A 17,725-nucleotide genomic window follows, 5' to 3' on the forward strand; every position below is an offset into this window, starting at 1 on the left:
CGCCGGAACACAAACCCGTACCGGCGAGTAGTTCCCCCGAGGGGCGCTCACCCCGGAGCGCGTCGTGACGATCGAAAGGGCAACCATCGTGAAGCAGCACTTCACTCGATGGCTCCCCGCCATGGCGAAGACCGCCGTGGCGACGACCGCCATCGCCAGGACCGCCGCCGCGAGGACCGCCGCCGCGAGTACCGCCATCGCCACCAGCCCCAACCGCCGCACCGCGCTGACCGTCGCGGGCGTGGCCTGCCTGGGCGGGCTGGCATTCGGCCCCACCGCCGTCGCCGCCCCGGTGACCAGCGGCCCGCACGCCGGGGCCCTGGCCGCCATCGACCTGGCTACCGGCAAGAAGACCGGCACCGAGACGGTGAAGTCGGGCCTGACCACCGGCAGTGACAAGGTCCCGACCAAGGCCGACCGGCCCGACCGGGAGCAGCTCATCCCGCACGGTGTCGAGGGCGCCCAGTCCCGCATTCCGCTCGACGACGCGCAGCTCGACAACGCCAAGGCCATCGTCAAGGCGGCCAAGGAGACCGGTGTGGGGGAGCGGGGCGCCGTTATCGGTGTCGCCACCTCCCTGCAGGAGTCGAAGCTGTACAACCTCGGTCACCTCGGCACGTACAACGACCACGACTCGGAGGGCCTGTTCCAGCAGCGCCCGTCGTCCGGTTGGGGTACGCCCGACCAGGTCACCGACCCGGACTACGCCAGCAAGGCGTTCTTCAACGCGCTGAAGAACGTCGGCGGCTGGCACGAACTGCCGCTGACCGCCGCGGCCCAGACGGTCCAGGTGTCCGCCTTCCCGTACGCGTACGCGCAGTGGGAGGAGCAGGCGGCGGACATCGTCCAGCAGCTCTGGTGACAGAACGCGTAGCGAAGCGGCCGGCCCCGGACACGGGGTCGGCCGCTTCCGTCTGTTCGGGTCTCCCGCGGTCCGTCGGCCCAGTCGGCCCGCAGGCGTCCCGGCGCCACGTCGAGTCCGGAGTCGGTGTCCGTTTCGCGGGCGCTCGCCCGTCACTGGGCCCTCGGGCGAAATGTCCGCCTCCCGCTCTGCCCGGGGCGATGAGTGGAACGCTATGTGTGTCTCCCGGGTCCGGATACGTCCATAGCGTTCCACCGAGCGTCCCGCCTTGGGCGGGGTGTCCGGTTCGGAGGGGTGACCGGCGGCATCCCGGCGGTGGAATGGCCGGCGGGCCGGTCTCGTTGTATCCGGGTGAACGGCCGAGGACCACGCCCCGCCCCCCGGGGTGCCCCGCCGAGAGCGACCGCCCGCCGAGGCGGGACTGCCTGGCCGGGAATGACGGTGGCCGGTCGGTCGTTGTACATGGTCCCGGCGCGACGTAGAGGCTTCGCCCCGCGCGCCGACTGATCCCCCCAAGACTTTCTAGAGCGCCTGACGGTGCTTGCGCACACCGATACACCGCCGACCCCCGTCGGTCGTGTGCGCCAACCCCCGAATGGAGCCATCCGTAATGAACACGATGCTGCGTAAGAGTGTGCTGGGTATTGCTGGTCTGGCTTTCACCGGTGGTGTCTTCGCCGGTCCGATCGCCGCCCACGCTGCTGAGCCGGTGGACACCAAGCCGGTGGCGGTGAGTGTGCAGGGCGCCCAGTCGCACATCGACCTGAACGACGAGCAGACCGCCAACGCCAAGGCGATCATCGCGGCGACGAAGAAGGCCGGCCTGCCCGAGCGGGCCGCGGTCATCTCCATCGCCACGAGCCTGCAGGAGTCGAAGCTGGAGAACCTGGGCCACCTCGGTGACGCCAACGACCACGACTCGCTGGGCCTGTTCCAGCAGCGCCCGACCAGCGGTTGGGGCACCCCGGAGCAGATCACCAACCCCGAGTACTCCACCCTCGCCTTCCTCAAGGGCCTGAAGCAGGTCGACGGCTGGCAGAGCATGCCGCTGACCGACGCCGCGCAGACCGTGCAGGTCTCGGCCTACCCGGACGCCTACGCCCAGTGGGAGCAGCAGGCCACCGACATCATCGCCCAGCACTGGAACAGCTGACCCAAACAAGCTGGCCGGCACCCCCAACACGGGGTGCCGGCCAGCGGCGTCTTCACACCGGGGCGCTCTCCGCCCGCAGGCGGGAGGAGCCCGTCCCCACCGACCAGCCCGCCACCCACCGGCTGCCGCTGGTGCTGCTGGTCCGGTCGGTGAGGTGGTACCAGTCCATCCGGCAGCGTTGCGGGGTCACGTCGAGCACCCCGTACCCGTGTCCGTCCAGTTCCGCCCAGCGCACGTGCGGGTTCGTGGAGCGGAGCAGCCCCGCGCCGAGCTGGCTCAGCGGGTTGCCGGCCGGCAGCCGGAGGAAGTCGTTGACGTTGTCGCTGGTCACCGACGGTACGACGAACTCCGCGGCAGCCGGCTCGAACAGCGTCGTCCGGGTGGTCACCTCGTTGGCCCACGAGGTGTGGATGTCCCCGGTCAGGAAGACCACGTCCCGGGTGCCGGTGGACCGGAGGTGGTTGACCAGTTCGGTGCGGTCGGCGTTGTAGCCGTCCCACTGGTCGGCGTTGAGCACCGCACCGTTCTCCGGGATGCCGAGCAGCTTCCCGAGCGGGCCGAGCAGCCAGGACGGCAGCGCCCCCACGTCCAGCCGGGCCATCATCACCGGGTTGCCGACCAGCTTCCACCGGGCGGCGGAGCCGGACAGCCCCGCCTTCAGCCAGGCCATCTGCGCGTCACCGGTGATCGTCCGATCGGGGTCGTCGACGTCGGCGCCGGAGGCCTGCGCCGACCGGTACGAGCGGAGGTCCAGCATGGACAGCTCCGCCAGCCGGCCGAACCGGAACCGCCGGTAGATCGCCCCGTCCGCGCCGGTCCGCACGGGCATCCACTCCCAGTACGCCTGTCGGGCGGCGGCCAGCCGCTCGGCGAACGGGCCCTCGGTGCCCGGGGTGTGGTTCTCGGCGCCGCCGGACCACTCGTCGTTGGCCACCTCGTGGTCGTCCCAGGTGATCACCCAGGGCACGGCGGCGTGCAGCGCCTGCAGGTCGGGGTCGGTCTTGTAGAGGGCGTGCCGGATCCGATAGTCGGCCAGGGTGAGCACCTCGTGCGCCGGCTGGGTCGGCCGGACCACCCGGCCGGCGGCGGCGAACTCGCCGGTCCCGTACTCGTAGATGTAGTCGCCGAGGTGGACGACGAGGTTGAGGTCGCCCCGGTCGGCCAGCCGCCGGTAGGCGGCGAAGTAGCCGGCCTCCCAGTTCGCGCAGGACACCACGCCCACCCGCAGCCGGTCGACGGCGGCGTCCACGGGCGGGGCGGTCATGGTGCGACCGGCCGGCGACCAGGCGCCGGCGTGGCCGAAGCGGTACCAGTAGGTGGTGGCGGCGGCGAGGCCGGAGACGGCGACCTTCACCGTGTGGTCCCGGGCCGGACCGGTGGTGAGCGTGCCGGTGGCGACCGGAGACCGGAAGTCGGGGTCGGTGGCGACCTGCCAGCTCACGTCCACGTCCGGGCCGGCTCCGGAGCCGGGGAGGGCGTCGGGGGTCGGGGTGACCCGGGTCCAGAGGAGGATCCCGTCCGGCAGCGGGTCGCCGGAGGCGACGCCGTGCTGGAACGCGGCGGTGGCCGCGCCCGCGGGGGAGGGGCCGGCGAGGGTGGTGCCGGCCAGGACGGCGGTGCCGGCGGAGGCACCGGCGAGACGCAGGAGGGTACGACGGTCGAGGGTGTTCGTCATGACCTATGTATCTACCGCCGTCTACGTCTCCGACGCACCCCTTTGGACGGTGAATTCGCAAGCTGTTCTGCGCCGGTTCTCAATTCGAGCTTCGGCGGCGACCGGGTCAGGAGGAGTCGCCGGAGCGGCGGCGCCCGGCGACGACGTCGACCAGCGCGGCCACCAGTGCCAGCGCGATGATCGCGACGGCCAGCAGCAGGGAGTGCCGGTAGGCGACGGTGAAGTCGCCCCGGCTGTCGGCCAGCGTGGAGAAGAACAGCGCGCCGACCCCGGCGATGCCGGCCGCCGACCCGATGCGCTGCCCGGTCTGGAGCATGCCGGCGCCGCTGCCGGCCTGGGGCACCGGCACCTCGGAGAGGGTCAGGGTCTGGTTCGGCGCGATGACCAGCCCGCTGCCGAGCCCGGCGAGCAGGAACGGCACGACGAGGAGCAGCGGCACCGAGTGCCGCGGCTCGTCCCGGAGCACCCACACGGTGGCGAGCAAGCCGAGGACCACCACGAGCAGGCCGGCGGCGACCAGCGGGCGGCCGTACCGGGTGACGACCCGACCGCCCACCGCGGAGGCGGCCGCCGCGCCGAGCGCGAACGGGGTGATGGCCAGGCCGGCGGCGAGCGCGCTGTAGCCGAGCCCGACCTGGAGGTAGAGCGTGAAGATGAAGAAGATGGCGGTGAACCCGGCGAAGTAGACCAGGCCGATCAGCGAACCCAGGGTGTACGAGCGCAGCCGGAACAGCCGCAGGTCGAACAGGGGCGGCCGGTGGCGGCCGTACCACCGCTCCCACAAGGCGAAGCCGGCCAGGAAGAGCAGGCCGACGGGGATGAGCGCCCACTTGCCGGCGCCGCGCCACTGCTCCCGCTGCACGAGCGGCAGCAGCACCAGGGTCACCCCGACGCCGAGCAGCAGCACGCCGACCGGGTCCAGGCGGTGCCGGTCCGGCTGGCCGGCCGGGCGAGCCGGGATGAGACGCCAGCCGAGCACCACGGCGAGGATGCCGACCGGGATGTTCACGAAGAAGACCCAGCGCCAGCCGTGCTCCTCCCCGCCGAGCTGGATGAGCAGCCCGCCGAGCAGCGGGCCGATGGCGGTGGAGATGCCGATGGTGGCGCCGAGCAGGCCGAACGCCCGACCCCGCTCGGCGCCCCGGAACAACTGCTGGATCATGCCGCTCACCTGGGGGTTGACCACCCCGGCGGCGGCGCCCTGGACCAGCCGGGCGACGACCAGCCACTCCGGCGAGGTGGCGAGGCCGGCCACCGCGCTGGTCACGGTGAACAGCGCCACCCCGACCACGAACGCGGTACGCCGGCCGCGGGCGTCGCCGAAACGCCCGGCCGGCACCAGCACCAGGCCGAACGTCAGGGCGTAGCCGGACAGCACCCACTGCAGGTCGCTGGGCGTGGCGTGCAGCGCGCGGTCGATCGACGGCACGGCGACGTTCACGATGCTGACGTCCAGCAGGGTCATGAACGCCGCGACCAGGCCGACGCTGAGGGCCTTCCAGCGGCGCCGGTCGTCGGATCCGCCGGTGTCCACCGGCGCCGACGACCGGTCCGTGCTCATCGCGCCTCCCGTGGACCGTCGATCACGCGTCCCCGATCGCTACCCGGCCCCCGGTGGGGCAAACGACGGTGTCACGTCGGCTGACGCGCGCACCACCGCGGTCCGAAGTCCAGGCCGGCCATCGGGGAGTCCTCCCGGTGCAGCAGCCCCCGCTCGGTGAGCAGGTGCAGCGGCTCGCGGAGCTCCTCCTCGGTCATTCCGGCCTCCTGGGCGATCGTGTCCGGGTAGGGGACGTGCCCCCGCACCTCGAGCGCGGACACCGCCTGGTACACCCGTTCCTCGATCGCAGACAGCTGTACCTGCCGCATCGCTTCCCTCCTCGGCGTGGACCGCCCGGTCGGCGGGCGGTCTGCGCCCGGCGGTTACCCGCCCGGCGTCCGATGATGCCCACCCGATCGGGGGGTCGCGGCCGGCGCGTGCCGGGCGGGCCGTCCGCGCCGTGGCCTAGGCTGCTCTCGTGATCATCTGGGACCTCGTCGTCGTCGGTGGCGGCCCCGCCGGCCTCTCCGCCGCGCACGCGGCGGCCCGGGCCGGTGTCCGCACCCTGGTGGTCGAGCGGGCCACCCATCCCCGGTACAAGACCTGCGGTGGCGGCCTGATCGGCACGTCCCTGACCGAGATCACCGACCGCATCGAGGTGCCCGCGCACGACCGGGTCGACCGGATCACGTTCACCCGGGACGGGCGACGCGCCTTCACCCGCCGGCACTCCGCGCCGCTGGTGGCCATGGTCCGTCGGGAGGAGTTCGACGACCGGCTGCGCGCCGCCGCCATCGCCGGCGGGGCCGAGGTCCGCGAGGGCGTCGCGGTCCGCGCGGTCGAGCAGGACCCCGACGAGGTACGCCTGCGGCTGGCCGACGGCGACACGGTCCGCGCCCGGGCGGTGATCGGGGCCGACGGCTCGTCGGGCGTGACCGCCCGGCACGTGGGGGTGACGTGGCGGCAGGTCGACCTGGGGCTGGAGCTGGAGCTGCCGGTCCCACCCGCCGAGCAGGACCGCTGGCGCGGCCGGGTGCTCATCGACTGGGGGCCGGTGCCCGGCTCGTACGCCTGGGTCTTCCCGAAGGGTGACCGGCTCACCGTCGGCGTCATCGCCGGCCGGGGCGAGGGCGACCGGACCCGCGCCTACCTGCGCGACTTCGTGGCCCGCCTGGGCCTGTCCGGAATCACCCCCGAGCACGACTCGGGGCACCTGACCCGGTGCCGGTCGGAGGACTCGCCGCTGCGCCGGGGCCGGGTCCTGGTCGCCGGCGACGCGGCGGGACTGCTGGAGCCGTGGAGCCGGGAGGGCATCAGCTTCGCGCTGCGGTCGGGCCGGCTGGCCAGCGAGGCGGTCGCCGCCGGCGACCTCGACGCCTACGAGCGGGAGGTCCGCCTCCGGCTGGTGCCGGAGATGCGGGCGGGGCACCGGCTGCTGGAGGTCTTCACGCGGCGGCCCGACGTGTTCCACGCCCTGCTGGCGACCCCGCCGGGCTGGCGGATGTTCGTCCGGTTCTGCCAGGGGCAGGCCAGCTTCGCCCGGGTCCTGGCCCGTCGCCCGGTGCGGGCCGGCCTGGCCCTGCTGGACCGGCTGCCGCCGCGGCAGCCGGGCGCGCGGTAGTCAGGGCACGACGACCGCGCGGCCGTGGATCTCCCCGCGGCGCAGCAGCTCGTACGCCTCCGGCGCGTCCGCCAGCGGGAACGTCTGCACGTCGGCCCGCAGCTGTCCCGTCCGGGCCAGGGCGATCACCTCCTGCAGCTCCGCCCGCGTGCCCCAGAACGGCACCTCGACCATCGTCTCCAGCGGGACGGTCGGCGGCTCGTCGGCGACCGGCCGCACCGGCAGGGTGCCGCCGGCCAGGCCGACCAGCAGCACCTGACCGCCGGTGGCGACCACCTGCCGGGCCGTGGTGACCGTGGGCTCCGCGCCGACGAAGTCGAGCACCACATCCGCGCCGTCCGGCGGCGGGCCCACCAGTGCCCGGATGCGGTCCACGCTGTCCGGTCCGGCCTGCACCATGTCGTGCGCGCCCATCCGTCCGGCCAGGTCCAGGGCCGCCACACTGGTGTCCACCGCGATGATCCGCACCGCCGTGGTGGCGGCCAGGATCTGCACGGCCATGTGCCCCAGCCCGCCGATGCCGATCACCACGCAGGAGGTGCCCGGACGCAGCCGGTCCCGGGCCAGCTCGACGGCGTGGTACGGGGTCAGCCCGGCGTCGGTGAGCGGTGCCGCCTGGGTGAGGTCCAGGTCCCCGACGGGCAGCAGCCGGGAGGCGGGCACCACCACGTGGTCGGCGAGCCCCCCGTCGCGGCTGAGCCCGACGCCGCCCACCGGCACCACCCGGCACTGGTTCTCCGCGCCCCGCAGGCAGGCCCGGCAGCGGCCGCAGCCGATGATCCCGTAGACCGCCGCCCGGTCCCCGGCGGACCACCCGGTGACGCCGGGACCGAGCTGGTCGACGGTGCCGGCGATCTCGTGGCCGAGGGTCATCGGGATCGGGAAAGGCCCGGCCGGCGCGTCGAGGATGTGCAGGTCGGAGTGGCAGGCGCCGACGGCGCCGACGCGCAGCAGCACCTCGCCCGGCCCGGCGGTCGGGGTGGGCACCTCAACCTGCTCCAGCACCCCGGGTGCGGTCATCCGTACCGCCCGCATGGTCGCCCTCCACGTCGTCGCCGGACGGGTCGTCGCGGCGGCTTACCCGGGCCGGGTCGGTTGATGCGACGGGTGGCCGGGCGGGCGCACAATGCGGTCATGAGCGAGCCGCGCGAGTCGTTCACCGACGAGGAGTACGCGTTCCTGCGGCACGTCCGCTTCGGCGAGATGCCGCCCGCGGTGCGCCCCGAGGACCGGGTGGAGTCGACCGAGAGCGAGACCGAGCCGCGCCGGGACCGGCCCGACCCGACCGGCGGGCAGCACGAGTGGGACCTGCGCGCCGGCGGCGCCTGACCGACCCGTGGACGGCGACGGGCCCCGAATGCGACACCCGGGGCCCGTCGTGACCGGTACGGATCAGAAGACCGGCACGCCCTCGCGGACCAGCTTCCAGTTCGTCACGGAGAAGTCGGCCGGGCGGATGACGCCCTTGGCCTGCGCCCAGTCGATGAGCAGCTGGCGGATCTCCTGCTGCTGGTTGTAGACCTGGGTCTTCACGATGCCCGGGAAGTTGCCGCCACCGCTGCGCCGGTAGTTGTTGACGGCCACGACGAACTGCGCGTCCGCGGCCACCGGGGTGTCGGTGCCCGGCAGGACCAGGCGGGTGATGCGCTGGCCGACCGGCTTCGAGATGTCGATGTCGTAGTCGAGGCCGGAGATCACGTCGTAGTTGTAGTCCGGCACGGCCGGGTCGCTGATCGTCTCCGGGTTGACGGTCGCGCCCACCGGGACGGTGACGAAGTACTTCGCCGAGTACTCCAGGTACGCCTTCACCTCGGCGCCGGTCATGACGACCGCCTCCAGGGTGTTGTCGAAGACGTACAGCCCGGCGACGTCGCGGATCCGCACATCCCCGGCGGGGAAGACCGCGGTCCGGCTGAACGGCGACGCCTGCGACAGCACCGGCAGGCTCGCGTACTGGGTGCCGGCCAGGGCAGCGGTGACCACCTCGGCCTGGACGTGGTTGATGAAGTCCAGGATCGGCGTGTCCTTGTACCGCGACTCGACGGTGGACAGCTCCACCTCCGACTGGGCCACGACCTGGTTCACGTACCCGACGGTCTTGGTGTGCTGGCCGCGGACGGCCGCGAGCACCGCCGGGTCCTCGACCACGCTGTTGGTGTTCAACATGGTCGAGCCCTTGCCGACGACCGTCCAGCGGCCCTTCTCCCGGGTCAGGGTGAAGTCCATCCGGGTGAGCCGCTGGCCCCACTTCGACGGCTCCGAGGTGAGCACCTGCGCGCCGGTGGCCTTGTTGGTGACGAACTTCTGCGGCACCTCGTTGTGGGCGTGGCCGAAGAGGATGGCGTCGATGCCGGGCACCTGCTCGGCGATGAGCGCCACCGGGTTCTCGTTCGGCAGCTCCGGCCCGTAGCTGGAGGTGCCGCTGTCGCCGCCGTGGGCGGAGATGATGACCACGTCGGCGCCGCGTTCGCGCATCACCGGCACCCACTTGGCGGCGGTGGCCACCATGTCGGCGAAGACCAGCTTGCCCTCGACGTTGGCCTTGTCCCAGATGGCCACGCCCGGGTTGGTGAGGCCGAGGATGCCGACCTTCAGCTTCGGCGCGCCGTGCCCGCCGAGGTCGACCTCCTTGATCACGTACGGCAGGAAGGCCGGCTTGCCGGTCTTCTCGTTGATCGCGTTCGCGGCCAGGGCCGGGAAGCCGAGCTGGCCGATCCAGGTGGCGAGCAGCGGCAGGCCGTAGTTGAACTCGTGGTTGCCGAGCGTGACGGCGTCGTACTTCAGCACGTTCATGGCGTTGGCCATCGGGTGCGTCGCGCCGGTCTCGGTGATCGGCTCCTGCTTGGCGTAGTACGTGGCCAGCGGGGTGCCCTGGATGGTGTCACCGGCGTCCAGCACCAGGGTCGCCTTGCCCTTGCGCTCCGCGCGGATCTGGTTGACCAGGGTGGCCAGCTTCGCGACGCCGACGTCGTTGTGCTTGCTGTCGTCGAACTCGGCGTCCCGGTAGTAGTCCCAGTTGTAGACGTTGCCGTGGGTGTCCGAGGTGCCCAGGACGGTCAGGTCCCAGGTCTTCGGCGGCTTCGGCTTGGCCTCGGCGGGAGCGCCGGCGATCAGGGGGGCGGTCGCGGCGGCGGCCGCGACGGCCAGCACCTGGCGGCGCGAGGCGCCGGAGGAGGAGGTCATGAGGTGCCCTTCCATGGGGGTGGATGCGCCTCGTGGGCGTCGTTGCGCACCATAACGACCAGCTGTCACACACGCCACATCGCCCAGAGGTATCTCACACCACCAGCGCCGCGGTTGCCTGCGGCGTAACAGCGGGGGCACCGTTTCCGCCCCGGCGTGACCGGCGGCCGGCCCACCGGGTGACGCGGCCGCCCGGCCGCGCGGGGGCTCAGCGCGGCCAGGCGGCCATCCGGCGGCGGACCTCGGCGACCTGGCCGGGGTCCAGGCCGTAGCGGGCGAACCGGCGGTCCGGCACCCGGTCCAGGTAGCGCCCGGCCTCCCGGACGTCGTCGTCCTCCAGCGCCGGATCCACCTGCCGGGCCAGCTCCAGCAACTCGGCCACCGCGTACCGGTCCAGCGCGGCCGACACGTCGATGTAGTCGCGGACCTCCCGGCGGTTGACCAGCGCGGCGGTCTTGTTGGCGATCAGGTCCCGGACGTCCATCACCGGGCCCAGGTCCATCACCACCGGGCTGCGGTACCGGTCGAGCCGGGCCAGGCTGAGCCGGATCTGCCGCCCGTCCCGGCTCACCACGAAGTCCCGCAGGTCCCGGTCGTAGCCGTCGAACAGCTCGCCCAGGTCGCTGCCCGGATCGGCGTCGGACACCCGGTAGCCGGCCCGTTCCAGAGCCGCCCGCACCCCGGCCGCCGCCGCGGCGGCCGCGCCCTCCACGTCGGCGAACAGGTCCACGTCCTCCGTGGGGCGGGTGACCAGGCCGTGCGCCGCCCAGGCCACCCCGCCGCCCAGCACGAAGCGGTGCGGGCCGGCGGCCGCGAGGGCCACCCGGGCCACCTCCCGGTAGAAGTCGTGCAGGTGGGTCACGCGGCGCGCAGGCCCCGGTGCCGGCTCTCCCACGCGAGGCGGACGCCCCGGGGCAGGTTCAACAGCGGCCACACCCGGCGCAGCGTCCCCCCGTGGATCAGCTCGCGCAGATCCTCGACGCGGCTCGTCTCGCGCAGCACGTTCTCGTACATCCAGAGCAGGTCGTCGGGGTCGGCCAGGTCGAAGGCGCGCTCGCTGCTCCACATCAGGCGCACCGGCAGCTCGACGATGCCCCGGGTGGGGCCGGCGAGCTCGCCGAGGGTGCGCGCCACCACGGCGGGTCGCCCGGGCCGGGCGAGGTACGCGGTGCTGGTGGCCGACATGGTGTCAGGGTAACCCCTGTCCCGCGTTTTCCCATCGCCCCGACCTGGCACCCACCGCCAATTGGGTGTTCCGCCGACCTCGGGCCGGCTGGGTTGTATGTCCGTTTCGCGAGGTCGGCGGCCGCACTCCGGCGGCGGAATGGCCGGCGGGTCGGTGTCGTTGTATCCCGTGAACGACCGAGGAAGACGCCCCGCCAGGCGGGGTGGCCGGGCCGGAATGATGGTGGCCCGCCGGTCGTTGTACATGGTCCGGCGCGACGAAGAGGCTCCCCGGCCCCGCGCCGATGATCCCCCGAAAACTTCCTGAGCGCCTGACGGTGCTTGCGCACGGCCGACCCCCATCGGCGTGGTGCGCCAACCCCCGAATGGAGCTTTCCCCCATGAACACGATGCTGCGCAAGAGCGTGCTTGGTATTGCTGGTCTGGCTGTCGCCGGTGGTCTGGCCGCCGGTCCGCTGAATTACCACGAGGCGGCGCCGGTGACGGGGCTGTCCGAGGCGGCGGTGGTGCAGGCCGACAAGCCGGACACCGCGAAGCTGATCCCGCACGGCGTCCAGGGCGCGCAGTCGAAGATCGACCTGAGCGACGAGCAGACCGCCAACGCCAAGGCGATCATCGCCGCCACGAAGAAGGCCGGTCTGCCGGAGCGCGCCGCCGTGGTCTCGATCGCCACGTCGCTGCAGGAGTCGAAGCTGGAGAACCTGGGCCACCTCGGCGACGCCAACGACCACGACTCGCTGGGTCTGTTCCAGCAGCGCCCCTCCAGCGGTTGGGGCACGCCGCAGCAGATCACCGACCCCGAGTACTCCACCCTCGCGTTTCTCAAGGGCCTGAAGCAGGTCGACGGCTGGCAGGACATGCCGCTGACCGAGGCTGCCCAGACCGTGCAGGTCTCGGCCTACCCGGATGCGTACGCGCAGTGGGAGCAGCAGGCCGCCGACATCGTCGCCCAGCACTGGAACAGCTGAGCCGACACGCTGGCCGGCACCCGGACACGGGTGCCGGCCAGCGGCGTCTCCGTGACCGCGATCACCGAGACCGCGCGGAAGAACGGGCGACCCAGTACCGTTGTGCAGAGCGTCGGTGTGTCCAGTGTCCCCGGGCCTCACCTAAATTGCCTTCGCGGAATACCGTCCGGCTGGAGCCGCGTCGCGCCACTCGCCGAGAGGCGACCTGCACACCGATTCTCGTTCCGCCCCCGGCCTCGGCCGGGGGCGGAACTGTTTCTACGCCGGATCTGTCCAGCCGCCGACACTTACTTGTGATCAGCCTCGCTAATGTGATGATCTCACTGCCGACAGGGACGGCAGGGGGGTCGGATATGGACAGTGGCCGCATACCCGAGGGCTTCCGTCCACGCCGGTCGAGCATGGGCTGAGCCGATGGCGTTCGACGCCGAGCGCTACGACCGCGAGGTCATCAAGCCGCTGCGGGGCCAGCACGGGCGTCTCCCACCCGGCAACCTCGCCGCCCGCTACGCGGTGGAACCCGGCTGGACGGCACAGGACCTCGTCCGGCACCTTGCCGTCGTCCGCCGGTTCTGGCAGGACCGCGCAGTCGGGCCGGACAGCCGGGCCGAGATCTGCCGACTGCTGATCCGCGCGGACGAGGAACTGATCCGCACAGCCGGTGAACTCATGAACGACCCTGCCTGGTGGCAGGAGCACGGCGCCGCGCCCCCCGGCACCTCGCCCCGACAGGTGCGGAACCGGATCCGCGACGAGGTGTCGGCGGCTCGTACGACCATGCCGACCGAACGGGGGCCGGATCAGACGTCGGTGTGGGGCGGGGAGCGCCCGGTGGACCCGTCGTGGCGAGCCGAGGCGCGCGCGTTCATCCTGGCGCGGCTGGACGGCCCGGCCGGCGCCGCCGCATCGGCTCCACCCGTCCGGACGGCCGGCGCGGAAGGGGGCGACACCGGCGCAGCCGCGACAGCGGGCGCCGCCGCCTCCGGACAGCGGGCGACGGATTCTCCGGAGTTCGTTCCCGAACTGACCGTGACGGCGCTGGGAGCCCGGGGCGACCAATGTCGGGTACGGGTGTCCTGGCGCGATGCCGGCCCCGCGCAGGTCCGGATCCGCCGCTGCGCCACGCCGCCGCCCTGGAGGGCCAAAACCCCGCTGTCGCGCGCCGAGATGGAGGCCTTCGGTGCGGAACTGACCGGCAGCCGGGAGGAGAGTGACGGCGAGGTGCGGCTCATCGCGGAGGTGCCGGTCGGCTATCACCTCTACGTGCCGTTCCTGATCGACCGCGAGCGGGTCACCATGGGCCGGTTCGTCGCGCTCGGCATCGCCGAGCCGGTACGCCGGCTGTTGGCCGAACGGCGAGGCGACGACGTCGTCGTCACCTGGATCTGGCCCCACGGCGCCCGGTACGCCGTCGTCGAATGGGCCACGTCGGACGCGACCAGCCGGCACGAGGTGAGCCGGTCGGCGTACGCGAGCGGGAACGGCTTCCGGATCCCGGCCGTCACCCGGCCCACCGTCGCCCGGGTGACCGTGGTGTCCGACGTCGTCGGTGACGAGGCGCGGTCGGCGGCGCGCGAGGTCGTGCTGCCGCCGCGGCCGGTGGCCGTCTCGTACACGCTGAACCGCCAGCCGCTGTGGTACGTGCGGCGGCGGCTCACCGTGCGGATCCGGGCGGACGCCGAGCTGACCGGCGTCACGGTGACGGTGGTGCTCGGCGCGGAACCCACCCTGCCCGAGGACGCCGAGCAGGGCACGGTGCTGGCCGAGAGCGGCCCGCTGGACCTGCGCGCCGGTGAGCCGCACGACCTGGAGGTGATCGTGCCGGCGCTGCCGAGACGCGGCCACCCGTACTGGATCCGGTGTTTCGTCCGCGGCCCGGTCCCGACCGTGGTCGCCCTGCCCGCCGTCGAGTCGATGAAGGTGACCTGAATGACCAAGGTGGCATGCCCGTTCTGCTACCAGCGCATCGACGGCGCCGCGCTGTGGTTCCAGTGCCTCGGCCGGGGGGACGCCGACCGGGACGGATGCAGCCGGCGCGTCGACGAGCGCCGCAGGCGGCTGGCCGGCTTCAACGCGGCGGTGCTGCCCACCTTCGCGCCACCCCGCAACCAACGGCTCCGGCCGGTACGGCTCGCCTGGTGTCCCGACTGCGGCGGCCGTACCGGGGTCCGCGCCTGCCCGCAGTGCCACACCCCGTTGCCGCCGAACTTCGGGCACTCCTCCAGCCCCATGATCGCGATGTTCGGCGGCAAGGGCACCGGCAAGTCGGTCTACCTGACCGTGCTCGCCCGGGAGCTGCGCTCCTCCGAACTGCGCCGCCGCTTCGGGGCGGACATCCGGATGACCGGCGACCGGCACGGTGGGCAGGAGTCGTCCTCGACATGGCTCACCCAGAACGTGGAGTTGATGTTCACCGAGCACCGGCTGCCGGACCCCACCCCGCCGAACCGGGAACGTCGCGGCGAGCCGCTGGTATTCGAGTGGCGGGGCGAACGTCGGCGCTGGGGCCGCCGTACCTCCTACCGCACCAGCTACCTGTCCTTCCACGACACCGCGGGGGAGGACGTCGGCACTCTCAGCGGCGCGTACGACCTGGCCTACATCGGCGCCGCGGACGGGCTGATCCTGCTGCTTGACCCGTTCATGCTCCCCGAGGCGCGGGAGCGGCTGCGGTTGCCGCCGTCCGCCATCCGCTCCACCGAGGAGACCATGGCGGTGGTCGACCGGCTCACCCAGAGCCTGCGGGCGAGCACCGGGGTGGGCGGGGGCGATCGGATCAGCAAGCCCATCGCGGTCGCGTTCGCGAAGATGGACGCCTTCTTCGACCTGCTGGGCCGCGACCATCCGCTGCGCCAGGAGCCGCGCCCGGTGCCCGGGTACGACGAGCGACTGGGCCGGGCCACCCACGAACAGGTCGCCGCGTTGCTGCGCAGCTGGCGGGGCGACGACATCGAGCAGCACCTGCGACAGAACTACCGCACCTTCCGCTACTTCTGCGTCTCCGCCCTGGGCGCGCCCCCCGACTACGACAACGCCCTGGTCGAACCCGGCGGCGTGCGCCCGTACCGGGTGGACGAGCCATTGCTCTGGCTGCTCAGCCTCAACCGCTTCGGCGTCGTACCCCGGCAGGATTGAATGACCGGCCGGTTCGACACCCTCATCTACACCGACTGCCGGGAGGGCCAGGGGCTGCTCGGCACACCCGGGCTGCAGTTCCAGTCCCGCTCCGCCCGGGCGGACGACGGCGCGGAGGCGGTGGTGCAACGCAGCCTCCTCTATGAGCCGCCCCCACGCTGGATGCGCGAGCGGCGACCGGTCAGCGCGTACCCGGTCTCCTTCGCGCACGTCTGGGACGGGCTGCTGGCCACCGCGACCGGCGTCTACCTGGGGCGGGAGAGCGTCGGCGGGCGGGAGGGCAACCACCTCACCCACGCCATCGTGACCGGCGACCCCACCTCCTACGGGCTGGTACGGCCGGCCCAGCTGTTCGAGGCGCCCTTCTGGACCACCGAACCGGCGGCCGGACTCCGCTGCCCGCCGCTGGAAGCGGGCTGGCAGCCCGGCTCCTTCGGCGCGGCGGCAGCCCAGGGGTTCGTCCGTTCGGCTCCGAACGGTGACACCCTGCTCACCGTCCTGCTGTCGACCCTGCTGGACCAGGCCGAGTCCGGGCGGCGGATCCTCTTCGTGGCGCGGGAGCCGACGGAGGTGATGCGCTGGTTGACCGCGGTGACGCTGCTGCTGCCGCAGCGGGTGGCGCTGCGTACCGGGTTCAAGGTCTTCACTCTCGACCCGGCGTACGCGTCGCAGCGGATCCTCGCCGTGCATCCCGACTGGGCCGGCCCGGCGGCCAGCCTCGACAACGACCAGGGCTACGTGGTGGTCGACCTGGTACGGCACGCGTGGACGCCGATCGTCGAGACCCCCGCCGCCCGGAGGTGGACTGACCTGTTCCTCACCGAGGACCCGTTGGACGTGGTCGACGCGGTGGAGGTGGCGGCGGCCTCAGGGCTGCCGGGCGAGGCCGGCACGGGCGTCGCGCTGGCCGCGATCCTGCGTCGCCGCCCCGGGCGGGAGGAGGCCGGACAACTGGTCACCTGGCTGGGCGACGGACCTCCGTCGCTCGTGCGCCGGTACGGCGGCGGCATCGTGGACCTGCTCGTGGAGGCCGCCGACCAGTGGCCGGTGGCCGTGCTGCGGGAACTCGACCGGGCCAGCCGGGCGGTCATGTCCACAAATCGCGCGGTTGCCGTCCGCGCGGCCCTCATCGACGCGGAGCGGCGGGAGGCGACGGCGACGGGCCGAGTGCTGCCCGAGCCGGCACCGCCCCCGCCGGACGGCTGGACGGGGGAGGACGACAGCCGGGCGCTCGATGCGGTCACCGATGCCCTTCGTACGGCGTCCCCCGCGCGGTTCGACTTGCTGCTGCGGCTGTGCGCTCGGTTCCGGCTGCTTCCCCCGGTCGGCGACCTGCGACTCGCGGTGCAGCAGTTCGTTCTGGATTGGGCCGACCATCCCGAGCGTCCCTACCAGCCGCAGGCGTGGGCTGGCGCGGACGAGATCCTGCGGCTGTTGCGGCAGGAGTTGGGCCGGCGGCTGGCAGCGGAGCCGTTGATCGCCGACGCGTTGGGCGACCAGTGGTGGGACGTCTTGCTGCGCGAGCCGATGCGCCTGGACGAGCCCCTGGACGCCGCGGTGGTGTCCGCGGCTCTGCGACACCTGCCGCCACGGCAACAGTACGACCTCATCGACCAGTGCCTGCACACCGCGCTGGAGGCGCCGCACCAGCTAGCGATGTTGAACCGCACCGCTGCGGTGATCTGGACCGGGCGGCCGATCAGTCTGGCCGAGGCCCAGCTGCTGTGCCGGACGCTGCCGCCCGGCACCCCACTGGACCCGCGGATCTTCGCCGATCTCGGCGCCACCGTGCTTGCCTACCACTCGGATCCCGAGTTTGTGGAGGCGGTGCGGGTGCTGGTGGACCACGGGCTCTGGATGGTGCCGCCCGAGGTGGGGCGGGCCGTCGACGCGCACCTGGCGCTGGCCGCCGTGCTCGACCAGGTGAGGGCCGTCCGGCCCGACCTCGGGATGTTGAATCTGGCGTCGGTGCGGCTGCCGCCGCCGCTGGTGGACGCGCGGCTGCCACAGCTCTGCGACGCCCTCGTCGCCGCCCCGGTGGCCGCCGCCGCCTTCACCGTGCTCACGCACGTCCCCCGGCTCACCGAGGCGTGCTCCCGCAAGCTGCGCGCCGAACTGAGGAACAACTCCCGGCCGGCCCACGTGGCACTGGCCTTCGTTCTGGTCAACGTCGAGCGGCAGTCGGCGGAGATGGCCGCGATGATCCAGACCGGTACGCACGCCGATCTCGACCGGCAGGTCCGCGTAGTGGTGGCGCGCTGCTCGCAGAAGCGACTGGACGAGATGACGATGCAGGTCCAGGGCGTGGGACCGATGTGGTCGACGCGCTGGGAGACGCTGGTGCGGACGACCCGGCGGGGCATGTTCCGCCGCCTGCGCCCGGACGGACGGTGATCCGTGAAC

15 protein-coding genes are annotated in these 17,725 nt (G+C 72.9%); 8 read left to right on the plus strand and 7 right to left on the minus strand.

From position 1 onward, the window contains the following. Positions 1-88: 88 nt before the first annotated feature. Positions 89-862 carry a hypothetical protein gene (locus ABZS80_RS11595; protein WP_355055742.1) on the plus strand — a complete coding sequence of 258 codons (774 nt, stop codon included), beginning with the start codon at positions 89-91 and terminating at the stop codon, positions 860-862. A 610-nt stretch (positions 863-1,472) separates the two neighbouring features. Further along, positions 1,473-2,015, plus strand: a complete 543-nt coding sequence (locus tag ABZS80_RS11600) for a hypothetical protein (RefSeq protein ID WP_355055655.1) — start codon at positions 1,473-1,475, stop codon at positions 2,013-2,015. 52 nt (positions 2,016-2,067) lie between these two features. Here ABZS80_RS11600 and ABZS80_RS11605 read toward each other — a convergent pair whose 3' ends face one another. From ABZS80_RS11605 to ABZS80_RS11615, 3 genes are all read right to left on the minus strand, one after another. Then, the gene (locus ABZS80_RS11605) at positions 2,068-3,690 is read right to left on the minus strand and encodes an alkaline phosphatase D family protein (protein ID WP_355055656.1); all 1,623 of its coding nucleotides are present in this window, start codon (positions 3,688-3,690) and stop codon (positions 2,068-2,070) included. Between the two features lie 106 nt (positions 3,691-3,796). Then, on the minus strand, positions 3,797-5,251 hold the full coding sequence (locus tag ABZS80_RS11610; RefSeq protein ID WP_355055657.1) for an MFS transporter: 1,455 nt from the start codon (positions 5,249-5,251) through the stop codon (positions 3,797-3,799). A 71-nt stretch (positions 5,252-5,322) separates the two neighbouring features. Beyond that, positions 5,323-5,559 carry a hypothetical protein gene (locus ABZS80_RS11615; protein ID WP_355055658.1) on the minus strand — a complete coding sequence of 79 codons (237 nt, stop codon included), beginning with the start codon at positions 5,557-5,559 and terminating at the stop codon, positions 5,323-5,325. A 149-nt stretch (positions 5,560-5,708) separates the two neighbouring features. On the opposite strand from ABZS80_RS11615, the gene ABZS80_RS11620 reads away from it, so the two are divergent. After that, on the plus strand, positions 5,709-6,851 hold the full coding sequence (locus ABZS80_RS11620; RefSeq protein ID WP_355055659.1) for a geranylgeranyl reductase family protein: 1,143 nt from the start codon (positions 5,709-5,711) through the stop codon (positions 6,849-6,851). Here ABZS80_RS11620 and ABZS80_RS11625 read toward each other — a convergent pair whose 3' ends face one another. Next, positions 6,852-7,886: an NAD(P)-dependent alcohol dehydrogenase gene (locus ABZS80_RS11625; RefSeq protein ID WP_355055660.1), complete on the minus strand. Its 1,035-nt coding sequence runs from the start codon at positions 7,884-7,886 to the stop codon at positions 6,852-6,854. 99 nt (positions 7,887-7,985) lie between these two features. Between ABZS80_RS11625 and ABZS80_RS11630 the strand changes: the two genes are divergently transcribed. Continuing rightward, positions 7,986-8,180, plus strand: a complete 195-nt coding sequence (locus ABZS80_RS11630; protein ID WP_225853643.1) for a hypothetical protein — start codon at positions 7,986-7,988, stop codon at positions 8,178-8,180. 63 nt (positions 8,181-8,243) lie between these two features. Here the strand turns inward: ABZS80_RS11630 and ABZS80_RS11635 are convergent, their stop codons facing one another. The 3 genes from ABZS80_RS11635 to ABZS80_RS11645 all read right to left on the minus strand — a co-directional run bounded on the left by ABZS80_RS11635 (position 8,244) and on the right by ABZS80_RS11645 (position 11,219). Then, the gene (locus tag ABZS80_RS11635; protein WP_355055661.1) at positions 8,244-10,034 is read right to left on the minus strand and encodes a 5'-nucleotidase C-terminal domain-containing protein; all 1,791 of its coding nucleotides are present in this window, start codon (positions 10,032-10,034) and stop codon (positions 8,244-8,246) included. Positions 10,035-10,242: 208 nt separating this feature from the next. Beyond that, positions 10,243-10,896, minus strand: a complete 654-nt coding sequence (locus ABZS80_RS11640; protein ID WP_151461509.1) for a nucleotidyl transferase AbiEii/AbiGii toxin family protein — start codon at positions 10,894-10,896, stop codon at positions 10,243-10,245. After that, a complete protein-coding gene (locus ABZS80_RS11645; protein ID WP_151461508.1) occupies positions 10,893-11,219 on the minus strand; it encodes a hypothetical protein in 327 nt (108 codons plus the stop codon). The genes ABZS80_RS11640 and ABZS80_RS11645 overlap by 4 nt, the downstream gene beginning before the upstream one ends. Before the next feature lie 380 nt (positions 11,220-11,599). Between ABZS80_RS11645 and ABZS80_RS11650 the strand changes: the two genes are divergently transcribed. The 4 genes from ABZS80_RS11650 (at position 11,600) to ABZS80_RS11665 (ending at position 17,716) form a co-directional block, all read left to right on the plus strand. Further along, the gene (locus ABZS80_RS11650) at positions 11,600-12,187 is read left to right on the plus strand and encodes a hypothetical protein (RefSeq protein WP_355055662.1); all 588 of its coding nucleotides are present in this window, start codon (positions 11,600-11,602) and stop codon (positions 12,185-12,187) included. Between the two features lie 414 nt (positions 12,188-12,601). After that, a complete protein-coding gene (locus tag ABZS80_RS11655) occupies positions 12,602-14,116 on the plus strand; it encodes a hypothetical protein (RefSeq protein ID WP_355055663.1) in 1,515 nt (504 codons plus the stop codon). Continuing rightward, positions 14,117-15,322: a zinc ribbon domain-containing protein gene (locus tag ABZS80_RS11660; RefSeq protein WP_355055664.1), complete on the plus strand. Its 1,206-nt coding sequence runs from the start codon at positions 14,117-14,119 to the stop codon at positions 15,320-15,322. Then, positions 15,323-17,716: a GTPase-associated protein 1-related protein gene (locus ABZS80_RS11665; RefSeq protein ID WP_355055665.1), complete on the plus strand. Its 2,394-nt coding sequence runs from the start codon at positions 15,323-15,325 to the stop codon at positions 17,714-17,716. Positions 17,717-17,725 lie beyond the last annotated feature (9 nt).

Origin of the sequence: Micromonospora sp. NPDC005305, assembly GCF_040607315.1 — a bacterium.
Classification (GTDB): Bacteria; Actinomycetota; Actinomycetes; order Mycobacteriales; family Micromonosporaceae; genus Micromonospora.

What these genes read in the sequence shown, in the direction of transcription:
- ABZS80_RS11660 (WP_355055664.1), top strand. Translation starts at nt 14,117, where the DNA reads ATGACCAAGGTGGCATGCCCGTTCTGCTACCAGCGCATCGACGGCGCC.
- ABZS80_RS11605 (WP_355055656.1), bottom strand. Translation starts at nt 3,690, where the DNA reads ATGACGAACACCCTCGACCGTCGTACCCTCCTGCGTCTCGCCGGTGCC.
- ABZS80_RS11630 (WP_225853643.1), top strand. Translation starts at nt 7,986, where the DNA reads ATGAGCGAGCCGCGCGAGTCGTTCACCGACGAGGAGTACGCGTTCCTG.
- ABZS80_RS11610 (WP_355055657.1), bottom strand. Translation starts at nt 5,251, where the DNA reads ATGAGCACGGACCGGTCGTCGGCGCCGGTGGACACCGGCGGATCCGAC.
- ABZS80_RS11665 (WP_355055665.1), top strand. Translation starts at nt 15,323, where the DNA reads ATGACCGGCCGGTTCGACACCCTCATCTACACCGACTGCCGGGAGGGC.
- ABZS80_RS11655 (WP_355055663.1), top strand. Translation starts at nt 12,602, where the DNA reads ATGGCGTTCGACGCCGAGCGCTACGACCGCGAGGTCATCAAGCCGCTG.
- ABZS80_RS11625 (WP_355055660.1), bottom strand. Translation starts at nt 7,886, where the DNA reads ATGCGGGCGGTACGGATGACCGCACCCGGGGTGCTGGAGCAGGTTGAG.
- ABZS80_RS11615 (WP_355055658.1), bottom strand. Translation starts at nt 5,559, where the DNA reads ATGCGGCAGGTACAGCTGTCTGCGATCGAGGAACGGGTGTACCAGGCG.
- ABZS80_RS11645 (WP_151461508.1), bottom strand. Translation starts at nt 11,219, where the DNA reads ATGTCGGCCACCAGCACCGCGTACCTCGCCCGGCCCGGGCGACCCGCC.
- ABZS80_RS11600 (WP_355055655.1), top strand. Translation starts at nt 1,473, where the DNA reads ATGAACACGATGCTGCGTAAGAGTGTGCTGGGTATTGCTGGTCTGGCT.
- ABZS80_RS11650 (WP_355055662.1), top strand. Translation starts at nt 11,600, where the DNA reads ATGAACACGATGCTGCGCAAGAGCGTGCTTGGTATTGCTGGTCTGGCT.
- ABZS80_RS11635 (WP_355055661.1), bottom strand. Translation starts at nt 10,034, where the DNA reads ATGACCTCCTCCTCCGGCGCCTCGCGCCGCCAGGTGCTGGCCGTCGCG.